Origin of the sequence: Pseudaestuariivita rosea (genome assembly GCF_017592335.1) — a bacterium.
Lineage (GTDB): Bacteria > Pseudomonadota > Alphaproteobacteria > Rhodobacterales > Rhodobacteraceae > Parasulfitobacter > Parasulfitobacter rosea.
This window is the reverse complement of sequence record NZ_JACNMP010000010.1, coordinates 68433-89521: the sequence shown is the minus strand read 5'-3', so window position 1 is coordinate 89521 and position 21089 is coordinate 68433. Positions and strand designations below refer to the sequence as shown.

Below are 21089 nucleotides of genomic sequence, written 5' to 3'. Positions count from 1 at the left end.
GTTATCAGCGGCTTAGGTGGCGAATTTGTCCCACCTTATGCTACCACTCTAAAAAGTGGGACACTTTTGTCCTACTTCCGTTCTCCCGTCATGCGCTTAAGAGCGCTTTCCGCGCGGGTCTTCTGGCTGGCGGCGCGAGTGTATCTGGTGACTTCCTTGGAAGTCCGATGACCCGTGATCGCCATGATTTCAAACTCAGTGCAGCCCATTTCAGCCAAGCGCGCGGCTGCGGACTTGCGTAGCCCGTGGACTGAGCATTGAGGCAAGCCCGCTTCATTACACCATTTGCGGAAGCGATTACCGAAACCGTTCGACGTGAAAGGTCGATTGAAAGCTGTGACAAGAAACGCCAGGTCGCCCGTGGGGGTGGCGTCGATGATCCGTTGAAGGTCAGGGACAATCGGGATTTCCAGTCTGACGGAGTGCCGGTTGCGGTTCTTATGTTGGGTGAACACCAACCAGCCATCGCGGACATGCTGTTTACCAAATTGCACAATGTCCGAGCGCCGTTGCCCGGTATATAGGGCCAAGGCCAAGGCAAGTCGCGCCATGCTGCCCACCGGATGCTTTTCTTCGAATTGCTCAATCTCGCCCAAGCTCCAAGAATGGAATCCCTCCGACCCGCTGGTCAGGTACTCGATTTCCGTCGCTGGATTGCGGTCATGAAGATCATATCGGACGGCGAATTTGTAGAGTTGGCGAAGCGCCTTCACCATGCCATTAGCAGATTCGGGGCGGTCCATCATTTCGTCGCGGCGCGCTCGGATATGCTTTGGCTGGAGCAGCGCGAAAGGTTTGTCGCCGTCATTCTTATGCTGGCAAAACCGTTCGAGAATGCCTTTGCGAACCTTCTGCGTCCAGGGGGCCAGTTCGCGGAACATGGCTGATTTGTAGTAGTCGACACATAGGGCGCGCATTGATCCAGGGACTATCTGTCCCACTTTGGGCGCTTCCTTTGGCGTCGATTCGCCTGCGAAGGCGACCTTGTAGGCAGCGAGAAATTCGGGTGATCCGACAGGCGGCGGCAATCGGATTTTGCGGCCATTGCGCCTGAAATAAGGGCGGACATTGCCGTGTCGGTCTACGTCTTCAATTACGTATTTCAGTTTTATCTTCATTGAATCCTCGGTCATCTTCAATCGTCCCAAGGATTGTCGTCTATGTCCCCGTCGCTCGGCAAGGCTTCAAAGAACTGATCCAAAGCCCGAACATCCCAGACTTTGCGTCCGTCGATCCTCTTCGGCTTAGGCATCCTTCCGTCCGAAACCATTTCGTCAAACTTGGTAGGACCAATACCGACATAGCCCGCCGCCAGGACTCGCGACAGCCCCCGCCGCGTGGGCGGTTGGACTGCCGGAGTCTGGCTTTGGGTATGTTCGACACGACCCAACGGACACGCCTCAGAAGGTGCCGTTCAGGCGAACGCGGACGGCGCTGGACGGGTTACCAGCGGCCATGATCGCCACACTTACTTTGGTATTGCCGGACGCCGTAGTTGTGACTAGCCCGTCACTGGATCGCCAGTAGACGGCGGCTCCGACGGCCATGTCATCGGTCGCGACCTTGGGCATTTCGAAGACGCCTTCGGTCACCAGCACCAGCGAGTCGCCGATTTCGGCGACACCCGAGGCAATGCCAAACAAGGTTCCGACTCGCACGCCGTCGCCAGAGGTCGCGGCGGCTTCTGCGGTCACGGTGATATTCTCACCAGCTTGCACGTAGTTCTTCATTTCAGGTTCCTTTCGAAGTCTTGAATCTTAGGGTTGTCGGGGCAGCCCGTCCCGTCGCCTGGGCGATCTCGCGGTCGAGGGCGGCCAACGCGGTAGCCATCTCGCGGTCGCCTTTGTAGGTGATGGTCTCGCCGTTCTGGTCACGCACTTCCCGTACACCCGAAGCTCGGGCATCCAGGAGCGCGTCACGCGCCGCGACAAGCTGGTCGACGGTCAGGGCCATGGGTTACGCTCCCGGCACCTGGTGGGCCGCCCGCCAGTCGAGCCAGCCCGCGCCGAAGTCGAGGAAGGCACGGAACTTCATCCCAAGCGTGTCCCAGGCTTCCGTGCGCTGGATTTGGACACCCTGGGCGCTGGACAGGTAGGCGTATTGCATCGCCGCCAGACGGGCGGTGTCTGCGAACACGTACCAGGTGCTGGACGGAAGCCGGGGCTCGACCAGGAGCGTGAGCTTGCCGCCGAACGGGTTCACATCATCGCTCTTGTTTGGCTGGATACTGGCGAGAACCTGTTCAGCCTCGGTCTCCAGATTGGCGGGCACCAGGACATAGCGCGGGGTCGCGCTGATGATGGTGGCACCGTCTAACCAGGTACGGGTTCGCATCGCTTGCCGTGCCGAGGTCAATGCGGTGATCGTCGGCATGGCCGATGCACCGACATTTTCCCGACTGGCATCGAAGACCGGCGTGCCATCCGACAGGTTCGGGTTGCTGACGATAAGGTCGACCAGGATGTCGGCCTCGGTCTGGGCAGCGGTCGTGTCGCCGAGCATCCCCAGGTCATCGTCAATCAGGAGATTCCGAGAGACAGTGACGCCACGCGCGAAGGTCTTGAGGCGCATTGTTTCGCCGTTCTCGGCCCGCGACGTGTGGGTGATCTCGCCATTCTCGGCGATCTCTTCCAGCCGTCCCATTTCGCCCAGGCGGATTGCCGTGGACTCCTTGAAGTTCGGCAACGTGCGCTGACGGCAGAGGGTCTTGAGCGGCGACTCGGCGGCCCGGTAGCTGTCCAATGCGACCTTACCCATGGCGTTCGACACCAAGAGCGGGAAGTCGGACGTGGTATGTGCGGCGGCGCGCGTGAACACATCGTCGGCGCTCATGCCACGGGTCGATACACCGGCCCGCTGGAGGCTTTCCGTCGCCATGTCCCACAGGGACAGGTTCAGGTATTGCCGTGCATCCTCGGGGCACTCACCGCCCGCCATGCGGGTTGCCAGAGCATCCGATTGACGGCGAGTGATGACCGCCGGATCATCGTTCTGCGCCGTATGGGTGCGGATGATCGGAGCCGAGCGGCGGCGCTCCTGCACCGCATCAAAGACCTCGGCCTTGGCACGGGTCAGGTCCGCGCCAGCGTCGATCAGATCGTCCGCGATCTCAGGCGCTAGCCCCGCTTCGCGCACCAGCGTGCGAATGTCGCTCCGCCGGGTTTGCTCCGCCGCTTCCGGCGAAACCGTTTCGAGAATATCTTCGGGCATGTCGTTTCCTTTCTGCCGGAGTCGTGCCGAGGGATCGGCGGGGTTAGAGGTCAAGGTGACCTCGGTGATGTGCCAACGGGTCGGCGTCTTAACGCGCCCCTCTGGCCCGGATTTCTCGGTCCATCCGGTCACGCGGTATCCAATGGACACCCCGGTGACAGTTCCGTCCGCGATCCGCTGCACCACGGGTGCGGCATCTTCGGCGGAGGTCATCTCCAGAAGAGCGAGAACCGAGTCCCCTTCCAAAGAGATGGACCGAACCCGTCCCACCTGGTCTCGAACGGACGCGGTTCGATGTGAGTCCAGGACGGGCAAACCATCGACGGCGGACTGGTCCAGAGTGTCAGCCGTCAGAACTTCGAAGAATGGCCCCCGCGCGTCCCGTCGCTGCACAGGTGTGGGGGTCGCGATGACCGCCGAAACCGTTCGAGTCTCGGGGTCGTATGAATTGGGGCGCGTGCTGGCCGCGCGGCTCATATCAAGCGGCATTGTCGTCTCCTGTTGTCGTGAAGCTCAGGCCAAGCGCACGTTCGCGTTCACCGTCCGCTGCGATCTCGGCGTCGAGTCGATCCACATTTCAGCCAAGAGAGGCGACGGCCTGACGGCGGCTGGTGAGCCCCATGGCCAGGAGTTCGCGCACGGCCTGGGCGTCCTTGGCGGGGTCGACCTGCATTGGGCGCGGGGCAAGCCATTCGGCACGCAAGGCGGGCGTGAGGTCGGGAAGCTCCAGGCGTCCGGCCAGGTATTCGTCGGTGACGACGCGGCGGAACACGGGGTCGAGGAATTGCGGGACCAGGGTGTGGTAGACGAACTGTTCGATCTTGGCCCGGAACGGCAGGAGGCCCGCGCGAAGGCTCGAATAGTTCGCCCCCGTCAGATCGCCGTCGACCAAGTGTTGGGGCACGCCCAGGCCAGCGGCAATCTGGCCAAGGGTGAGCTTGGCGAAGGAAATTCCGTCCTTGGCTTGTTCGGGGGTGTTGAACTTCACGTCCAGACCGCCGGGCAGAACCCGCATGGTGCCAGGCTCCAGGCTGATGTCGCCGAGCGCGTCGGCATCGGAGAAACCTTCACCCGCACCGCCCAGGTTGTTCACGTCGGTGACAAACCCGGTGTGCATCGCGGCCACCTTGGCACCGACCAGGAGCGCGTCTTGAAGCTGGTCAAACTCATTGACCGTCAGGAGGATGCTCGCCAGTTGCGACACGCCCCGGACCTGCCCAGGCCCAAGCGGGCGGAAGATGTGCAACACGTCTTCGGCGGGAACCCGGATTGGCTCGCGTGCGGTCGGAAATAGATCGGTCGGGCGTGCGGGCCGGATGTGGTAGGCCACGCGCTCGCCCAGGGCGGAAAACTCGATACCGGCGACGATGTATCCGCCGCCCGAAAGCTCGGTCGTCATCGACTCGTCAACGAACTCGGCGGGAAGCTGGCGCAGCACGGCCCGCCCGTCGCGGTCTTCCATGATGAAGAACGCTTCGCCGTCGACAATCTCGGCCTGCACCGCCGCCGCCATGAGGCCCCGCAGATCGGTGCGGCCCTCGGCGTCAATCCGCGCCGCCGCGTCCAGGAAGGCCGAGTCGATCTCGGCCCGGATCGTCAGGTCGGGGTGCGCCGAGGTCGCTTCGATTCCAGCCCCCACAGCCTCGGCCACAATGGCGTTCACGCCGTTGCGGATATAGCCATTGTTCGCATAGGCGTGCCGGGCTCGGGCTCGGATGGTCGGGCCTGCCGCCAACGTCTCCGGCCCGTGACTGGCATAGTTGGCACGCGCGCCGAACCGCCGCCCGCTCTGGGCGTCGAAGCTCCGAGTTTGGGCAGGCGGTTCGGCAATTCGCCGAACCCATTTCGGGAGAAACGCGAACGCCATCAGTTCATGGCCTTCCGATCAGCCGTGATGACCGGCAGGATGCGGTCGAAGGTCACCATTATCTCGGCATGGGGAAGCGGCTCGGGGTCCGGCATGAAGGACGGCATATGGCCTTGCGGGACATTCCACAGTCGAGCGGCGACCCGTTTCTGGCCGTTGTCGTCAATCAACCAACGTACATGCAGGGACCATCCTTCGATCCCGTCGCGGTAGTCCACGAGAATGCGAGAAGCTGGGTTCCGGGCACGCTTGCCGTCACTGGCGATGCCGGGGAGTTTCAGGGCATTTGAGACGGCACCTCCGATACAAGCCGGGCCGTCGTCACCCGCGTAGATGTCCAGCGAAGAGAACGCCAGTGTGGAGAGAGCCTTAGCTATAAGGGCTGAATCGAGGGCGTAGAGATAGGGGTTCCGTCCGTCATTGGCGTCCACGCCCAGGGGAGCAAGGTAGTCTCGCTTAGCGAACTGACGCATCTGATTGGCCATGAGGCCGGAGTCGAGTCCGGGCTCCATGCAGCGCGAAACGATGTCATAGGCCCGCAGAGTCCGGCTGGTCTCAGCGTCGACGGGAGTCGAGGCCAGAACGATCCGCCGATTGCCGAAAGTCATCGTCCGCCGGATCGCCAGTTCGACGGGATCGCCCTCCACCCCGGCGCTGAGTTCGTAGGCGTCGATTTCGTCGGCGAAGAGAACCCGCGCCGTGCGGGCGCGAAGGTTGCGGGGCGCGCGGGCCGACACGATGGATAGCGACCCGCCCGCGAAATGCCGGTGCAAGAGCACGTCGCGGCCAGACGCATCCGTCGTCAGGGCGGCCCGCAGCGACGGCGACTCGTTGAAGGTCGGTTCGACCATGCTCACCATAAGGTGCCGCGCGTCCGCCTCTGCCGGGACCGTGCAAAGGACCGGCGACGGGTCGTTATGGACGAAATGCCCGAGCGCGCCGACCATGAGTTGGGTCGCGCCGACGCGGGCCGATTTCAGGATGGTCACGCGCTCGACCGTATCGTCGCCGATGGAGTCGGCGATCTCGATTTGAGGCTTCCACAGACGCATCCGCCCAGGCTGCGCGGCCAAGCTGGAAGGCAGGAAAATGCTGGCCTCGATCCACTCGGAAAGACGCAGTTTCGCGGGCGGGCGGAACGCTACCAGCGCCTCGCGGCGCAGATCGGCGAAACGGGGATCAACGGTCATCGGCGATCATCTCCATGGCGTCTCTGATTTCGGTGTCGAGGGCTTGTGTCGCCTTGCGGTCGAGCCCCAGGCGCGCGGTCACGCGGCTCGGGATCGCCAGAACGGCGGCGCGCAGGTCGACCACCACGGCCCGCCATTCATGCGCGACCTGCCGGGCGTCCAGGAGTTCACCCCGCGCCTTCGCGTTGGCGATCTCGACTTTCTCGGCGTTGGCCTTGGCCAGCCGGAGCTTCTGTTCGGCGAGGTCCGGGTTGCTGGTCAGGCGGCCTTTCTGCCCGGCCCGCAGATGCTCGACATAAGCGAGGATCGCGGGGCGCAGTTCGAACCGCCCGTCATGTCTCGGGATCACGCCTTCGCGGGCCAGGGCGTGGATGCGCGCGGGCGACAGGTTCAACCATTGGGATAGATCGGCGGCGCTCGCGGTTTCGGAGGTCTAGGGCGCTGGCCAATCGAAGCCCAGCAGGTCTTCATCGTCTGCCATGGGCTGCCCCCTTCCTGGAGTTTCTGGAAATCCCAGAGTTGAATTGTCGATTCCAAAATTTCTGGAGTGAGTGAAATGTCGGGGCTCCGCGCCCCCCGCAACACGCCAACTCTAGGAAGGACCCGAGCCCGCTCACCCCAACTCCAGCGGTTCTAGGGATTTCCAGAAACTCCAGAGAATGCAGAGCACGGGGCAGCGATGCGATACGACGATACCACCCTAAAGGGTGTGGTATCGGTCGGTATCGGCATTCGCAGGCATGTCCAAGCGATGCCGTCGATACTGGTATCGGCTTGGTATCGGTCGGTATCGGCCTCATTGTTCCGCCCCTTCGTCTTCCAGGTCTTCGAAATCGTCGTCAGAAATTGCCCCTGAGACGACTAGGCCGACTTGATCCGTGCCCACTTCCAGCACGCGCTTTTGCGCCAGAGACTTGAGCGCCCTGTTGAACGTATCCTTCCGGTTGGCCAGTTTCTCCGCCGATGAAACCGCAGCGTCGGACAGGCACTTGTCACGAAGGGCCGATCTCTCGACCTCATCCGCACCGCTGGCCAGGTCTGCGAAGTTGGCCATGACCGCGTTTTCGGTCGGTGAGAGTCGAACCGTTCGGGTCAGGGCTTCGGACGAAATCTCTTCGGCGAATGCCGACGTGATCGGGTCGCCGTCATCGTCGTGGCCGAACTGGTGGACGCCGATGGTGAACGCGATGTCGAGGTCAATCGAACCGTTTCTGTTCTTGGTCAGGTGCCCCCGCACAATCCCGTTCTGATCCTTGGCCTTGAGATGCAACGCCATGTCTAGCGCCCCGTTGAAGAGGCTATGGCCGCGTGGCGTGTTCAGGCGTTGCTGATGGCAATCTGGCGACGAAAGCCCGAATCAGGCCTGTTGATCCACTCAGATCAAGGGGCCCAGTTCACCAGCCGTGAATGGGCTGCCTTCCTCCGCGAACACAATTTGGAACACTCCATGAGCCGCCGGGGCAATTGCCATGACAACGCTGTCGCCGAGAGCTTCTTTCAGCTCCTCAAGCGGGAGAAGGTCAGACGCCGGAAATACCGGACGCGCGAGGAAGCCCGACGAGATGTCTTTGAATACATCGAGCTGTTCTACAACCCAAAGCGCAAGCACACGAAAAACGGCATGCTGTCGCCCGTTGACTTCGAGATCAGACCGCAGAAACTGAACCAGGCAGGTGTCTAGGAAACTAGGGGTACCTCACCCCGTAGGCCTGCCAAAACGACCCTGATCTTCTCTTCAGCAGAGTAGTGCTTGCGGGTCTTGCGTTTGATGCCCCTGACCAGCTTATCAGCGGCGTCCTTCGATGTTCCGGATTTCTTGTTCATCTTCACTCCTTAATGGCTTCGATGAACCAGAAATCCTCCGTTGCTCAAACCCCTAAACCTGTCCGGTAGGCGCTGACCGCAGACACTACTTAACACAATTTTCTGATTTCTTCTTGAAAGCAGTTTCCTTGGGGTTTTCTCAGCTTTCTTTCTTTGTTCTTTTTTCGCGCATCCGAACGACCTTGTTAGCGCCTTCTGACCGACCACGTGCATAGATATCGGCTGTAGTGATCTGGGTATGCTGAGCAGCGTTGCCCAGTGTCATGGGATCTACAGCCAACTTGTAATTCAGGTGTTAAGGGACTACCTACAATATACAACGTTGTAGTTCTATGAGGCATAGGCGTATCGCCTGCAATTATGGACTACAATTATCTATCATGAAAATTCAACTGTTGTATACCGTAGTAGGGTTTCGATGCTTGGAACAGTTGCCGATGTTGGCGCGCACGACCACACTGCCCATGCGTTAGGTTCACCTGTTATGGCGGCCTGATACGAAAATGAATTTCGACCAGATATGAACAACGCCCTGTCGATCAATACGACTTGGAAACGGCCCTGACACAATATCGTGTCAGTGCCAAAAAACAGTGAGGCGGCGCTTTCTCCGTCGAAGGATCAAAAAATGACTTTCCCAGAATGGACGAAACCCAGCATCTACGGTGCTTTGGGTGGCGCGATTGCGGTTTCTATCTTTGGCTTTACCTGGGGTGGTTGGACAACCAGCAGCAACGCCCAGACCATGGCACAGGACTTTGCAACTGACGAAGTGACTTTGGCGATGGTGCCGGTATGCCTGAACATATCCGAAGCCGACCCACAGCGAACAGAGAAACTTGCAATTCTTCAGGATCTAACCGGCTTTAGCCGCCGCAATGCGATGATGGAAACAGGTTGGGCAACCCGCCCGGGTTCGGACAACTCAGATCGTGACCTTGCAGATGCCTGCCTTGCGAGGCTTGCGTTAGATGGATCATAAGTCAAAAACATCGCTGCAGCTGTCGCAAACTGCTTGCGGGACACGTACGCTGACGGACACCCGAATGATTTGGGCTGTTTTCATGGCGCCCATTTTCGCTCTGATTCTCTTTGCAATGCCCGTGCTTGCCCGGAACATGCCGGAAAACGCCAGCGCAAAAAGCTATGGTGACGGTTGGGAATGCAACATCGGGTATCGGCTTATTGGCGATAACTGTGCAGCCGTTGTGGCACCGGAAAATGCATATGAGACGAACCGTACATATGGTCTTGGATGGGAATGTCTTCATGGCTTTCGCAAGGTCGATGAAACGGCCTGTATTGCTGTGGTTGTCCCCGATGGTGGCTTCCTGGACCCTTCTGGCGAACGCTGGCACTGCCTGCGCGGATTTCTCAAAGTAGATGATACTTGCCTCAAGGTCGTGCTGCCCGAAAACGCTTATCTGGTGGATGCGTCCTATGGGTCCGCGTGGGAATGTGAACGCGGGTTTGAAAAGGTGGGTGACCGTTGTAACGCCATTGCGGTCCCGATCAACGGATATCTGAACGGATCTCGCTATGGTCAACCCTGGACATGCGAACGCGGGTTTTTCGAACAGGACGGTCGGTGCGAGGCCGTCTTAATCCCTGAATTTGCATATTTTGACGACGCTGCTTACGGCAACGGATGGAAATGCCAGAGAGGATATGCAGCCAATGATACCGGCTGCGAAGCGATAGATATCCCCGAAAACGCCCATCTTGACAGGTCTGGAAACCGTTGGGAATGCAACAGGAACTTCCAAAAATCAAAGGGGCTGTGCGTTCTGAAAAACTAAGCGTATGGCACTAACACTTCGGCTTCAACAGACGGTTGCGACGACAGTGTTGTCATTAAAAGGAGGATACTATGAAAATAAAAACCCAAACGGTAGATACCATTCGTCGTCACGTCAGAGGCGCACAAGCGCCTCCCTTGACCCGTCGGGACACGCCGACACAATCATCTTCCCTCACTCAGATCAACGTGCAGCCAACAGCGATTGTCTATTGCGAGGGTAACTTTGCCAGAGTTGACGGCAAGACGGCCAACGGCCTTGTGCGTTATTCAGAAGCCTACCGGATTGTCTCGGTCATCGACAGCAACCACAGAGGCGACAACAGTGGGCTGGTTCTTGATGACGCGATCAACAACATACCAATCTTCGAAAGCCTAGATGCCGCTGTCGCCCATGAAACCATCATGCCTGATACTTTCATTTATGGAATGGCCCCCTCAACTGGGCGGCTTTCCGCGGCTGATCGTGAAGTCGTGATGGATGCAATCGCACGCGGCATGAACATCGTCAGTGGCTTGCATGAATATCTGAGCGACGACATCGAAATTGCGCAAGCCGCATCGGAAAGACGGGTCACCATCCGCGACATCCGCAAACCCAAGCCCAGCAAAGACATGCGTTTGTTCGATGGCAGTGTCACGAATGTCCATGCGCTGCGCATCGCAGTTCTTGGGACCGATTGCGCCATCGGAAAGCGGACCACTGCGACGATCTTGGCTCATGCCTTGAACGCAAAGGGCATCAAGACTGTGCTGGTTGGGACAGGTCAGACGGGTCTGATGCAGGGCGCGAAATATGGTGTGGCTATGGACGCCGTACCCCCCCAGTTTTGCTGTGGCGAACTTGAGGGCGCGATTGTCGCGGCCTCAGAGGTAGAACAACCTGATGTCATCCTGATCGAAGGCCAAGGCGCGCTTAGCCATCCGGCGTTCTGCACATCCGCCTTTATCCTGCGGGGCAGCCAACCGGACGCCGTTATCCTTCAGCATGCACCCAAACGCGCCCATCGCTGCGATTTTCCCAACATGCCAATGCCCACTCTGGCAAGTGAGATTGCTTTGATCGAGGCGTTTTCTGATACCAAGGTCATCGGTGTCACGCTCAATCACGAAGGCATGTCCGAAGCCGAAGTCACAAACACGATTGCTGCGCAAACTGAGAAGCTCGGGCTGCCTGTGACCGACGCGCTCAGCCGACCAGCGATACATTTGTTGGCGATGGTTGTTGCTGCCTATCCCGGCCTGCGGCAAGAAACACCCATGGCCGCGATTTGAGCTGCCCGCGCATAGATGTTGATCTGCACAAGATACGCCAAAACACGCGTAGTATTGTTGAGCGGTTGAACGTAAGTGGCATCCATGTGACCGCAGTGACCAAAGCCGTTTGTGGGCATCCAGACATCGCCAAGGCTATGTGCGACAGCGGCGCCGCAGGTCTGGCTGAGTCGCGTTTGAGCAATGTGAAGCGGTTACGCCAAGGTGGAATGACATGTCCGATCACCTTGATCCGGACGCCGATGCTGAGCCAGGTCGATGACATCGTGCAAGTTTGCGAGGCGAGCTACAACACAGAGATAAAAGTGATTGCGGCCCTAGCTGCTGCTGCGCTTCGGCATAATAAGGTTCACGCCATTATCCTGATGGTCGAAATGGGTGATCTGCGCGAAGGGATCATGCCGCAAGATCTCGGCGAAATAGCACAGCAAGTGGTGGACATGCACGGAGTGGCCCTGACAGGTATCGGTGCCAACTTCGCTTGTCTCAGCGGCATTGCACCAACGGCTGAAAAGATGCGGGAACTGTCTGTTCTTGCGAATAGTATCGAGCAGTATTCTGGCCCGTTCCTTCAGACAGTATCTGGTGGCAGTTCTGCAAACCTGCCTTGGGCGCTTGGGGGATATGCCACTGGTCGGATCAACGATCTACGCCTTGGGGAAGCAATCCTTTTGGGCGTCGATCCGGTCACAGGGGATAAGATAGGCGGAATGTTCGGGGATGCGTTTACACTGGTCGCCGAAGTTATAGAGACAGACGCCAAGTCTGTAGACGCATTCGTCAGCTATACTGACCCCACCATGGCAAAAACTCGCCTTGCCCCAAACAACTCAGCAACCACGCGTTTGCTTCTTGCGATTGGGCATCAGGACACGGACGCGGCTGGGCTTTCGATGCCTGCAGGCACTACACTTATCGGCGCAACAAGCGATCACAGTGTTATTGGAACGAACGATGCGACGCTGGGCGTTGGATCGGAAATGCGGTTTCAGATGAATTATGGCGCTTTGATGCGCGCCATGGCCGCCCCGGATGTTCAGATAAGTCTACGTAATGACCGACCCGCGCCAAACTCACGCGATGTCCAAGGCCCATTCAAACACCTGGCATTGATTTGAACGACCTTGTTCAGACCCGCCTGGGTGAAACCAAAGAGGAGATTGCCACTTGGCAAAGCTGACAAAAACTAATGTATTCAAAACACAAACTCCCAAAGCGGAAACACCGATGGATAAGACAACCCGCATCGTACGAAAGATGGTCGAGGAAGAGGCTGAACAGCGGCAAATCAAGATAGACCGTCTTCGCAACGCGCGCCTCGAACGAGAAGCAAACACGCCAAGAAAGCCATCGCGGTAGAATGGATCAGGTTCATCCAAGGTCGCCACAAAGCGATAACACATACGTTGCCCGCTCCTTTCAGGCTTCAGTGGTGCCACGACAAGTACGAAGGATCTAGCCCATGGCGCACGCAGACGAGAAGACAACCAAAGTTCATTATATCTGTCAGACATATGTGGAACAGAAGCCCGGGCGTGACGGGCAAACAAGCCTGAAAATTGGCAAGCAATTTCAATATTCAACGGCGTCAGAAGCCCAGAACAGAGCCGAGCGGGAAGCCCAGTCCGAGGATTGCGCCGGTGCTGATGCCTATATGATTAGTGAAGACCCAAACAGTGGCGAGGTCGGATCACCAAGCTTTCTTGTCAGACTTGGGAATGTCCCGGAGTTTGATGATTTCTAGGGTTAGGACTTATAATCAATAGATAACGTTTGCTGCGAGGGTGATGACCGACAGGAAGATCTTTGGGCGTCTGTCGTATCTGATTGCAAGGCGTCGCCAATCCTTGAGCCTGCCGAACATGATTTCGATCCGGGTGCGGCGCTTGTCGTGTTTGGCGGGATTCTTTTGCTGTTTTCGGCCGGGGATGCTGGCGCGTAAGCAGAATGTTATCTTGCGAGCGTTCGATACTGCAAACGCGATGTCCGCATTGCGTCGGTCGATCCTGCGACCGTTTAGGTCAGGCCGTTTGCCCATAAAATCATCAACGTGGCGTTTTCCAGCTTGGCAAAATTGGGATACTTGCATCTGCGTCGCTATTGAGAAATCTGTAAGTCACTAGTTTGTCTGAGTAGTCATTATTTCAGGCTGGGATAGCTAAAGACTGTCGCATTAAAGGGCAGATACAAAGGATTGCTTGATGAACAACAAGAGTGACGTCATCAATACGCAAGGGCCGGATGCGCTTCGCTTCAAAGAAGATGATGCAGGCGCTCGACGTTCGACCTGGGTTGCGGTCGCCATTATTGTGGTGATCATAGTCTGGATGGTCAGCGGGTTTCTGCTGCCAAGCGAAGGTATGTCTGCTGATAACAACGACACCGAACGTGACCCAATTACAGTTGCATTCCGCACCTCTGAGATACAGCCGGTCATTCTGACATTTCAGGCTGAAGGTCAGGCACAACCTGACCGCGACACGATGATCCGTGCTGAATCATCGGGTGATGTGGCTGAAGTTCTTGTTGAAAAAGGCGACATTGTTCAGGCCGATACCGTCATAGCCCGTCTTTCCACTGACCGAGAAGGCGCCGATGTCGAGCGCGCACGTGAGGAAATCGCGCGTGCGCGTCGCGAATTTGAAAATGCGCAAAATCTGCGCGACCGCGGGATCGCCACAGAAGATCGCGTTGTGGAAGCGCGCGCTACACTTGCGGCCGCCGAAGCGCAACTGGCCTCGGCCGAAACAGCGTTGGAGAGCACCGATATTGTCGCACCTTTTGCGGGGCGGCTTGAGACGATGACACTAGATGAGGGTGAGTTCATTCAGGCCGGGGCAGATGTCGCGCGTCTTGTCGACAATCAACCGCTGACCGTTGCTGTTCAGGTCCCACAACAGGCGCTTAGCCGGATCAGGGATGGTCAGCAAGCCGTTGTTACGTTCATCACCGGCGAACGCCGCGAAGGTCGTGTGACTTTTGTCGGATCGGCCGCTTCGACCGACACACGGACCTTTTTAACCGAGATTGAGGTACCGAACGATGGTGGCGTTATTGCCGCAGGAATTTCAGCTGAGGTTTCGATCCCGACAGGTCAGGCGCAGGCGCATTTCATTTCGCCGTCTATCGTATCGCTTGATCCATCGGGCGAAACCGGTGTCAAAACTGTCGAAGACGGGCGTGTCGTTTTCTATCCGGTTGATGTTGTACGCGCCGAGATTGACGGGATCTGGGTAACAGGACTGCCAGATCGTGCCGATATTATTACAATTGGACAGGGTTTTGTACGCGACGGCGAAGCTGTGCAGCCTGAACCGGAAATTGACATGAACAATGCCTCGGTCCAGCAGAGGACAGGGCAATGAACACTATCATAGATGCTGCATTTTCGCGCGCGCGTGTCGTTGTGATGTCGTTTGTTATGCTTCTTGCCGTAGGGATATTCGCCTATATTACTATCCCGAAAGAGGCAAACCCTGAAGTACCGCTGCCGCTTGTTTATGTCTCAACCGGTCTTGATGGCATCAGTCCGACCGATGCCGAACGCCTGCTGCTGGAACCGATGGAGGCCGAATTCGGGTCAATCGAAGATCTGGAGAAAATGAGTTCGGATGCTGCCGAAGGATTTGCTTCGCTGCAGCTTGAATTCACAGCAGGTGGCGACATTGATGAGGCGCTTGATAAAGTCAGAGAGGCCGCAGATCGGGTTGAAAGCGAGTTGCCAGAGGATGCCTACGATATTCAGATTACTGAAATCAATACGGCCCTTTTCCCGATCATCACGATTGTTCTGTCAGGTCCTGTTCCAGAACGCGCGCTGAACACTATAGCCGATGATACCGCTGACCTTGTTGCTGCCCTGCCGGGCGTTCTTGAGGTGGATATCGGCGGCAAGCGTGAAGAAATCATGGAGGTCCTGATCGACCCAACGGTTTTTCAGACATACAACTTAAGTTTTGATGAGCTTATCAGCCAACTGCAGCGCAACAACAGCCTGATTGCTGCGGGCGCTATTGAAACCGGCGGCGCACGCATCGGTCTGAAAGTTCCCGGTCTGATTGAAGATATCGAGGATGTGATGGAGCTGCCGGTCAAGGTGCGCGGCAATACGGTCGTTACCTTTGCCGATGTTGGCAGCGTCAGGCGTACTTTTGAAGACCCGACCAGTTTTGCCCGGATAGATGGTCAACCCGCACTGTCGCTTGAGGTCGTGAAACGTTCAGGCGCGAATATCATCAATACAATTGAAGATGTGCGCGAAGTCATTGAAGAGGCCCGACAGGATTGGCCGGACAGCGTCGAGGTAACGTATCTGCAAGACCAGTCCGAGGATGTTAAAAGCATGCTTTCGGACCTTGAGGCGAATGTGATTGCAGCCATTATTCTTGTTATGATCGTCATTGTTTATGCGCTTGGTCTACGGTCTGCCATTTTGGTTGGACTGGCAATTCCCGGTGCGTTTCTGACTGGCGTCACCGCACTTTGGGCCATGGACTATACGATGAATATCGTAGTTCTTTTTAGCCTGATCCTGGTGGTGGGCATGCTGGTGGACGGCGCCATTGTGACTGTGGAACTGGCCGACAGGCATTTGCAGGCCGGCACTGAGCCCAAAGATGCCTATGCCGCTGCGGCCAAGCGTATGGCTTGGCCTGTCATCGCCTCAACTGCAACGACACTAAGTGTTTTCTTTCCGCTTCTTTTCTGGACTGGCCTTGTGGGCGAATTCATGAAGTTTTTGCCCATCACCGTTATCCTGACGCTTTTCGCGTCGCTGTTCATGGCGCTGATCTTTATTCCGGTAACGGGTGGTGTCATCGGTCGGCGACAGCCACGAACCGCCAGCGCCAAACGCGCGCTTCATGCCGCTGAATACGGTGACCCGCGTCAGATCGGAGGGGTCACGGGCGCTTACATCCGCCTTCTGGAATGGGCACTGCTGCGGCCTGGTGCGACCCTTCTTTTTGCTCTGGCGCTTCTTCTGGGGGGATTCACAGCCTATGGACAATTCGGGCGGGGCCTGACTTTTTTCCCGTCTGTCGAGCCTGAATTCATGTCGGTGCAGGTGCGCGCGCGCGACAATTTCTCGATCTGGGAACGTGATGCGCTGGTGCGCATCGTTGAAGATCGTCTTCTGCAATACGATGAATTCGAAAGTGTCTATGCACGCTCGACCATGTCCGCCGGACAAGGTGATGAAGAAACGATCGGCGTGATCCAACTGGACCTGATCGAATGGGATGAACGGCGGACAGCCGCACTGATCGGCGAAGCCATCCGGGTTGAAATGGCCGATATTCCAGGTATTGATGTACAGGTCGAAACCGCCGATAGCGGACCGACGGCGGGCAAACCGGTCAATCTGCAGATTCGCGCACGTGCCTCGGCCACCCAGACCGAGGCGGTGGATGAAGTGTTTCGTATCATGGAACAGGTTGGCGGCTTCACGGACGTGACCGACACCCGTTCGCTTCCCGGGGTTGAGGTATCGATCCTTGTGGACCGTGCCGAAGCTGCCCGTTTTGGAGCCGATGTCAGCCTTTTGGGGCAGGCCGTACAAATGCTGACGCAAGGCATCACTGTCGCTGATTACCGCCCCGATGATGCCGAAGGCGCGCTTGATATCCGGGTGCGCTTTCCCCGCGATGCACGTACACTTGCTGAATTGGGAAATCTCAGGGTGCCGACCTCGGCCGGGTTGGTGCCGATTTCGAATTTTGTCACCTTTGCGCCCACGCCACGCGTTGGCACCATCCGCCGCCTTGATGAACAGCGCGTTGTGACAATCGAAGCAAATGTCGCGCCGGGTCTTTTGGTGAACGATCAGATCACGGCTCTGCAATCCGCACTTGAGACCGCCACTCTGCCCGAGGGCGTGACCTTTAGCTTTGCAGGCGAGGCCGAAGATCAGGCCGAGGCGATGACCTTTCTGATCGGCGCATTCATATCGGCGATCTTCCTGATGCTTGTCATCCTGGTACTGCAGTTCAACAGTTTTTACCAGGCTTTCGTGGTGATGAGTGCAATTGTCTTTTCCGTCGCGGGTGTCTTGCTGGGGTTGATGGTGACCGGGCGTCCTTTCGGCGTGGTCATGGGCGGAATCGGAGTGATTGCTTTGGCGGGGATCGTTGTGAACAATAACATCGTTCTGATTGATACGTATAACGATTTTATCCGTCGTGGCCTTGCACCGCTTGAGGCCGCGCTGCGCACGGGTGCGCAGCGTCTGCGACCTGTTGTTTTGACCTCGGTGACGACTGCGCTTGGCCTTATGCCAATGGTGATCGGTCTGAACCTGAATTTCTTCACCCGCGAAGTCGTCTATGGCGCCCCGTCGACCCAATGGTGGACCGAGCTTTCCTCGGCAATCGCAGGGGGATTGGTTATTGCGACACTTCTGACACTGATCGTGACACCAGCGATGCTTATGCTGCGCGAGCGCCGGGCAGATCGTTCGCGCCCCAGAATTCGAATGCAGTTATCGCATCAGTCATGAGATCCCCCCTTTCCATGACTGAAAGATGGCTGGATTTTCAAAGGTGTATAAAAGCGGATAGTTTCTGTTGCTTCAATCGTCGTAACGCTTCGTGATGTTTGCTGCTGCAGCTTGGGATGTGGAAGGCTTTGGTGGGTCTGCCGTTATGGGTGACGATGATGCCGTCTGCGATCAACTCGGTCAGAACGGTACGGTTGTCCAGGCCGGACAGATTGTATCGTTGGTATGTTGGTAAATAAATGATCCGGAAACAGAGCCAAATCGCCCAAAACAGCTTCAAGATGATTACAAAATCGGCCCCTGCACAAAGCAGGGGCCTTTTTCAACAACCATGTTTGACTTATCGTCTCAGAAGATCAAGCATTTCGCGGGCATCCTTGAGGCTGGCAACAGGGTCACCGCCCATATTGGGTGACGAGTTCTTTGAGTTGTGAATGAAGAAGGTTACGGTTTGTTGACCTGGTGCATTTAGATTATCACCACCGCGACCTCCGTAACTTGCTGCCAGTTCTACTCCGCCAACACGCGTTCCGAAATACGTGCTTCCGTTACTCGACATATTGATGTCGACTCTGACAACTGATCCCTCTGGCGCGTTTTCCAAAGCGCTGATTGCGCTTGGCAATTCGCGTTTCAGATCCGATTCCAGAGCATTCCTATTGATGGCAGTGCCAATAAAGCCCGCAGCATTGATTGCATTGGAGATGCCATCAAGTTTAGGATTATTTGCCGGCAGGTTTAGTATGTCGCCACCTACTGGACGCTGAGCAATTTGCAGACCTTCGTTTGCAGATTTGCTGATCGCTTCAGAGAACTTTTCGGCGCCCGCAGCCGGGGTTGCTGTTGGTGTGTTCATGTTTGCGTTTACTGATGTGATAGACATTTATGTGTGCTCCTGAGTTATAGTGAGCACTGGATAAATGTACAAACTTACAGCACGCTTACATGCTGATCAGCATAGGACGAAATTTTCGCAGATGGCGTTATTCTTCCGCTTGCCGAACGAGCGGCGGGGAAAAATGCAAGGTAAACACGGCACCGCCCCCATCGCGATCTTCGACTGTGACCTTACCAAAGTGGACCTGCATGATCTGTGACACAATAGCCAACCCCATACCGGTGCCGTTTCTGGTGGGTTTGCGCCCCTGACTGAAGGGCATGAAGATGTGTTTCTTTTCCGAGTCAGGCACCCCAGGACCACGATCAAGAACCTGCAGTTTATGTGGTTCAGAGACCCGAACAGTGACGGTTGTACCATCAGCCGTGTGATTGATGGCATTATTGACAAGGTTTCGAATGGCTTCCATCGCAAGATGCGACTCGCCCATTACGACAACGGGGACATCGGGGCGCTCCAATTCAAGGGTATTGCCTTGTTCAATCGCGATCGGAGCCAATGCGACGACGACCTCTTGTGCCAAAGCATTCAGTGTTATGGTTTCATCTGGGCTGATGTTCACCACACTTATGCGGGCACTTGTCAAAAGCTGCTGGATCAAAGTTTCCATGTGGCTCAGGTCAACCTCAAGCAGATCCCGCCCGGCAAAGGGTGCTATGGTTTCCAGCCTGGCGCGCAGTACTGCCAGCGGCGTCTTCAACTGATGCGCCGCGTCAATCGTGAAACGTTGCTGGTTGTCATATCCTTCGGCCACGCGGTCCATCGCTTCGTTGAACGCGTGGGCCAGCGGCATCACCTCGGTCGGTGCGGCGTGAACGGGCAGTCTGGTTCTGATGGTCTGGGGACCGATATCGCGGGCTTTTTCAGATAGAAAACTAAGACCGCGTGTGCTGTAACTGACGACACCAAAGCCGGCCAGAATAAACAGGATCAACAAGGGGCCGCCCACCAAAATCGCATCATCCACCAGTTCTATAGCGACAGCGCGGCTTAGAAAATCATCAGCCACTCTGTGTTGTGCCACCGTTATAAAAACTTCGCCGATATCTGTATTAACACGTTCGGTCATGCCAAAACGTTGCGGGTCCAATCCACGGGCTTCCTCGGGTGACATATCCACGGCCTGGAAATAATGAAAAAAACTGGGGAAGGTAAAACCAGGCTCAAGAATCTTTAAGGCATTATCGCCGTCATCAAATAAAACCTGACCCGTTTGATTGCGAATAACAAAGACCGAGCCGTTATGTTCCTCTTCGTAAAGACGCAACAACCTGGGGGGCAAATCCAATGTCGGCATGCCGTCTGCGTCACGGCCAAGCGCATTGGCCAGATCTTCAATCTGATGGCCAAGCGCGACTTCCTGTACAAGGTCATCAAGATGTCGGATTTGCCGGGTGATTGCGTAAGCCGCAATCAGAACACCGATCAATGCAAGCAAGCCAAATCTTAGGCTAAGCTGAAATCTAATTGATGACCCGCTCACGGATAAGATACCCAACGCCCCGGATCGTGTGGATATCCACTTTTGCCCCGGCCTTTTCTAGATTTTTTCTTAATCTGCAAACACATACTTCGATACTGTTTGGTGTGACTTCTTCGCCGTGACCATAAAGACCGTCTTCCAGTGACGTTTTTGTGACAACGTGGTTTGACCTTCGCATAAGACGTTCCAGCAGACAGCCTTCGCGCTTTGAAATCTTGACAGGAATATCATCGATACAGGTTTCGCGATGCCGTGTATCGAATGACAGATTTCCGCAGACCAGTTTGGCTGACAGCATTTCCTTTGGGCGACGCAGGATCGCGCGAATGCGGGCTTCCAGTTCCTTTGGGGCGACGGGCTTTGGCATATAGTCATCAGCACCCGCATCCAGACCTTCGATACGATCTTCGATCGTATCCCGTACGGTCAGGAAAAGAACAGGAACCGAGACACCTGTTTTACGAACCTCTGACAGCCATATACGGCTGTCGCCATCGGGCACCTGACGATCCAGCAGCAGAATATCATAGTCTGTCACTGCAACGGCATCTTCTGTTTCCGTCAGCGTTTCCACATGATCAACGGCAAATCCTGATTTCTTCAGGTGCATTTGATAAATTTCAGCATTGCTCAAGTTGTCTTCCAGCAAAAGGACTCTCATATCATCGCCTACTTATGATCCGGATTGTTCGCGAAGTTGCTGTTGAAGATGCTGCAGCGATTTGTGCACCACGATTTCTTTTTGCATGATGACGTCATCGTTTTCATCAAGAGCATAAAGCGTAGTTTTGCCGACCGTATGGGCCAGGACGAAAACCGTCTTGCTCGAGACAACCTGCAGGCTGGCAATACTGGGGTCGGCCACAAAGACAGTTGAGGCCTCGTGTTCCAGTTGTACAAGGCTACCTTCGGATTCAATGATCGGTATCATAAGATCGTCTTGTATCTGATCGGCCATAACGGGCCACGACAGGCAGAAGGCAAGTCCTAGAAAAATACTGTAACGCATGGTATTTCCTTTACGGTTTAGCACGATCCGAAAAAATGA

21 protein-coding genes and 2 pseudogenes are annotated in these 21089 nt (G+C 56.4%); 9 read left to right on the top strand and 14 right to left on the bottom strand.

The genetic code is table 11. The annotated features are described in order from the left end of the window. Positions 1-71: 71 nt before the first annotated feature. From H7848_RS09090 to H7848_RS09050, 8 genes are all read right to left on the bottom strand, one after another. Positions 72-1133 carry a tyrosine-type recombinase/integrase gene (locus H7848_RS09090; RefSeq protein WP_208350403.1) on the bottom strand — a complete coding sequence of 354 codons (1062 nt, stop codon included), beginning with the start codon at positions 1131-1133 and terminating at the stop codon, positions 72-74. Positions 1134-1400: 267 nt separating this feature from the next. After that, entirely contained in the window at positions 1401-1730 is a 330-nt protein-coding gene (locus H7848_RS09080; RefSeq protein ID WP_208350399.1) for a DUF2190 family protein, read from the bottom strand. Position 1731: 1 nt separating this feature from the next. Continuing rightward, the gene (locus H7848_RS09075; protein WP_208350398.1) at positions 1732-1953 is read right to left on the bottom strand and encodes a phage head-tail joining protein; all 222 of its coding nucleotides are present in this window, start codon (positions 1951-1953) and stop codon (positions 1732-1734) included. A gap of 3 nt (positions 1954-1956) precedes the next feature. Then, complete coding sequence (locus H7848_RS09070; RefSeq protein WP_208350397.1) at positions 1957-3699, bottom strand: prohead protease/major capsid protein fusion protein; 1743 nt, start codon at positions 3697-3699, stop codon at positions 1957-1959. An 88-nt stretch (positions 3700-3787) separates the two neighbouring features. Further along, entirely contained in the window at positions 3788-5077 is a 1290-nt protein-coding gene (locus tag H7848_RS09065; protein WP_208350395.1) for a phage portal protein, read from the bottom strand. Continuing rightward, complete coding sequence (locus H7848_RS09060) at positions 5077-6267, bottom strand: phage terminase large subunit family protein (protein WP_208350394.1); 1191 nt, start codon at positions 6265-6267, stop codon at positions 5077-5079. Before H7848_RS09060 ends, H7848_RS09065 begins: the two co-directional genes overlap by 1 nt. After that, positions 6257-6661: a hypothetical protein gene (locus H7848_RS09055; protein ID WP_208350393.1), complete on the bottom strand. Its 405-nt coding sequence runs from the start codon at positions 6659-6661 to the stop codon at positions 6257-6259. Before H7848_RS09055 ends, H7848_RS09060 begins: the two co-directional genes overlap by 11 nt. Positions 6662-7063: 402 nt before the next feature. Further along, on the bottom strand, positions 7064-7543 hold the full coding sequence (locus tag H7848_RS09050; RefSeq protein WP_208350392.1) for a hypothetical protein: 480 nt from the start codon (positions 7541-7543) through the stop codon (positions 7064-7066). Positions 7544-7570: 27 nt separating this feature from the next. Here H7848_RS09050 and H7848_RS09045 point away from each other — a divergent pair. Then, positions 7571-7948: pseudogene (locus H7848_RS09045) on the top strand (DDE-type integrase/transposase/recombinase); the annotation flags it as partial. Here H7848_RS09045 and H7848_RS09040 read toward each other — a convergent pair. Further along, positions 7945-8091, bottom strand: coding sequence for a hypothetical protein (locus tag H7848_RS09040; RefSeq protein ID WP_208350390.1), 147 nt, complete (start codon positions 8089-8091; stop codon positions 7945-7947). The pseudogene H7848_RS09045 and the gene H7848_RS09040 sit on opposite strands and share 4 nt — an antisense overlap. 574 nt (positions 8092-8665) lie before the next feature. Between H7848_RS09040 and H7848_RS09035 the strand changes: the two genes are divergently transcribed. The 6 genes from H7848_RS09035 to H7848_RS09010 all read left to right on the top strand — a co-directional run bounded on the left by H7848_RS09035 (position 8666) and on the right by H7848_RS09010 (position 12908). Next, the gene (locus tag H7848_RS09035) at positions 8666-9073 is read left to right on the top strand and encodes a hypothetical protein (RefSeq protein ID WP_336512078.1); all 408 of its coding nucleotides are present in this window, start codon (positions 8666-8668) and stop codon (positions 9071-9073) included. Beyond that, a complete protein-coding gene (locus tag H7848_RS09030; protein WP_208350389.1) occupies positions 9063-9890 on the top strand; it encodes a hypothetical protein in 828 nt (275 codons plus the stop codon). The genes H7848_RS09035 and H7848_RS09030 overlap by 11 nt, the downstream gene beginning before the upstream one ends. A gap of 71 nt (positions 9891-9961) precedes the next feature. After that, positions 9962-11164 (top strand): N-acetyltransferase DgcN family protein, encoded by a 1203-nt coding sequence (locus tag H7848_RS09025; protein ID WP_208350388.1) that lies wholly within the window; start codon positions 9962-9964, stop codon positions 11162-11164. Then, complete coding sequence (locus tag H7848_RS09020; RefSeq protein WP_208350387.1) at positions 11161-12282, top strand: alanine/ornithine racemase family PLP-dependent enzyme; 1122 nt, start codon at positions 11161-11163, stop codon at positions 12280-12282. Before H7848_RS09025 ends, H7848_RS09020 begins: the two co-directional genes overlap by 4 nt. A 49-nt stretch (positions 12283-12331) precedes the next feature. Continuing rightward, positions 12332-12523, top strand: a complete 192-nt coding sequence (locus H7848_RS09015) for a hypothetical protein (protein WP_208350385.1) — start codon at positions 12332-12334, stop codon at positions 12521-12523. Positions 12524-12626: 103 nt separating this feature from the next. Then, entirely contained in the window at positions 12627-12908 is a 282-nt protein-coding gene (locus H7848_RS09010; protein ID WP_208350384.1) for a hypothetical protein, read from the top strand. Positions 12909-12923: 15 nt separating this feature from the next. On the opposite strand, the pseudogene H7848_RS09005 reads toward H7848_RS09010, so the two are convergent. Next, positions 12924-13106: pseudogene (locus tag H7848_RS09005) on the bottom strand (transposase); the annotation flags it as partial. A 259-nt stretch (positions 13107-13365) separates the two neighbouring features. On the opposite strand from H7848_RS09005, the gene H7848_RS09000 reads away from it, so the two are divergent. Further along, positions 13366-14529, top strand: a complete 1164-nt coding sequence (locus tag H7848_RS09000; protein WP_208350383.1) for an efflux RND transporter periplasmic adaptor subunit — start codon at positions 13366-13368, stop codon at positions 14527-14529. After that, the gene (locus H7848_RS08995) at positions 14526-17660 is read left to right on the top strand and encodes an efflux RND transporter permease subunit (RefSeq protein ID WP_208350381.1); all 3135 of its coding nucleotides are present in this window, start codon (positions 14526-14528) and stop codon (positions 17658-17660) included. Before H7848_RS09000 ends, H7848_RS08995 begins: the two co-directional genes overlap by 4 nt. A 340-nt stretch (positions 17661-18000) precedes the next feature. Here H7848_RS08995 and H7848_RS08990 read toward each other — a convergent pair whose 3' ends face one another. The 4 genes from H7848_RS08990 to H7848_RS08975 form a co-directional block, all read right to left on the bottom strand. Continuing rightward, entirely contained in the window at positions 18001-18543 is a 543-nt protein-coding gene (locus tag H7848_RS08990; RefSeq protein ID WP_208350379.1) for a hypothetical protein, read from the bottom strand. A 100-nt stretch (positions 18544-18643) separates the two neighbouring features. Then, positions 18644-19996, bottom strand: a complete 1353-nt coding sequence (locus H7848_RS08985) for a sensor histidine kinase (protein ID WP_208350377.1) — start codon at positions 19994-19996, stop codon at positions 18644-18646. 25 nt (positions 19997-20021) lie between these two features. Beyond that, positions 20022-20702: a response regulator transcription factor gene (locus H7848_RS08980; RefSeq protein WP_208350375.1), complete on the bottom strand. Its 681-nt coding sequence runs from the start codon at positions 20700-20702 to the stop codon at positions 20022-20024. A 12-nt stretch (positions 20703-20714) separates the two neighbouring features. Beyond that, positions 20715-21050: a pilus assembly protein N-terminal domain-containing protein gene (locus H7848_RS08975; protein ID WP_208350373.1), complete on the bottom strand. Its 336-nt coding sequence runs from the start codon at positions 21048-21050 to the stop codon at positions 20715-20717. Positions 21051-21089 lie beyond the last annotated feature (39 nt).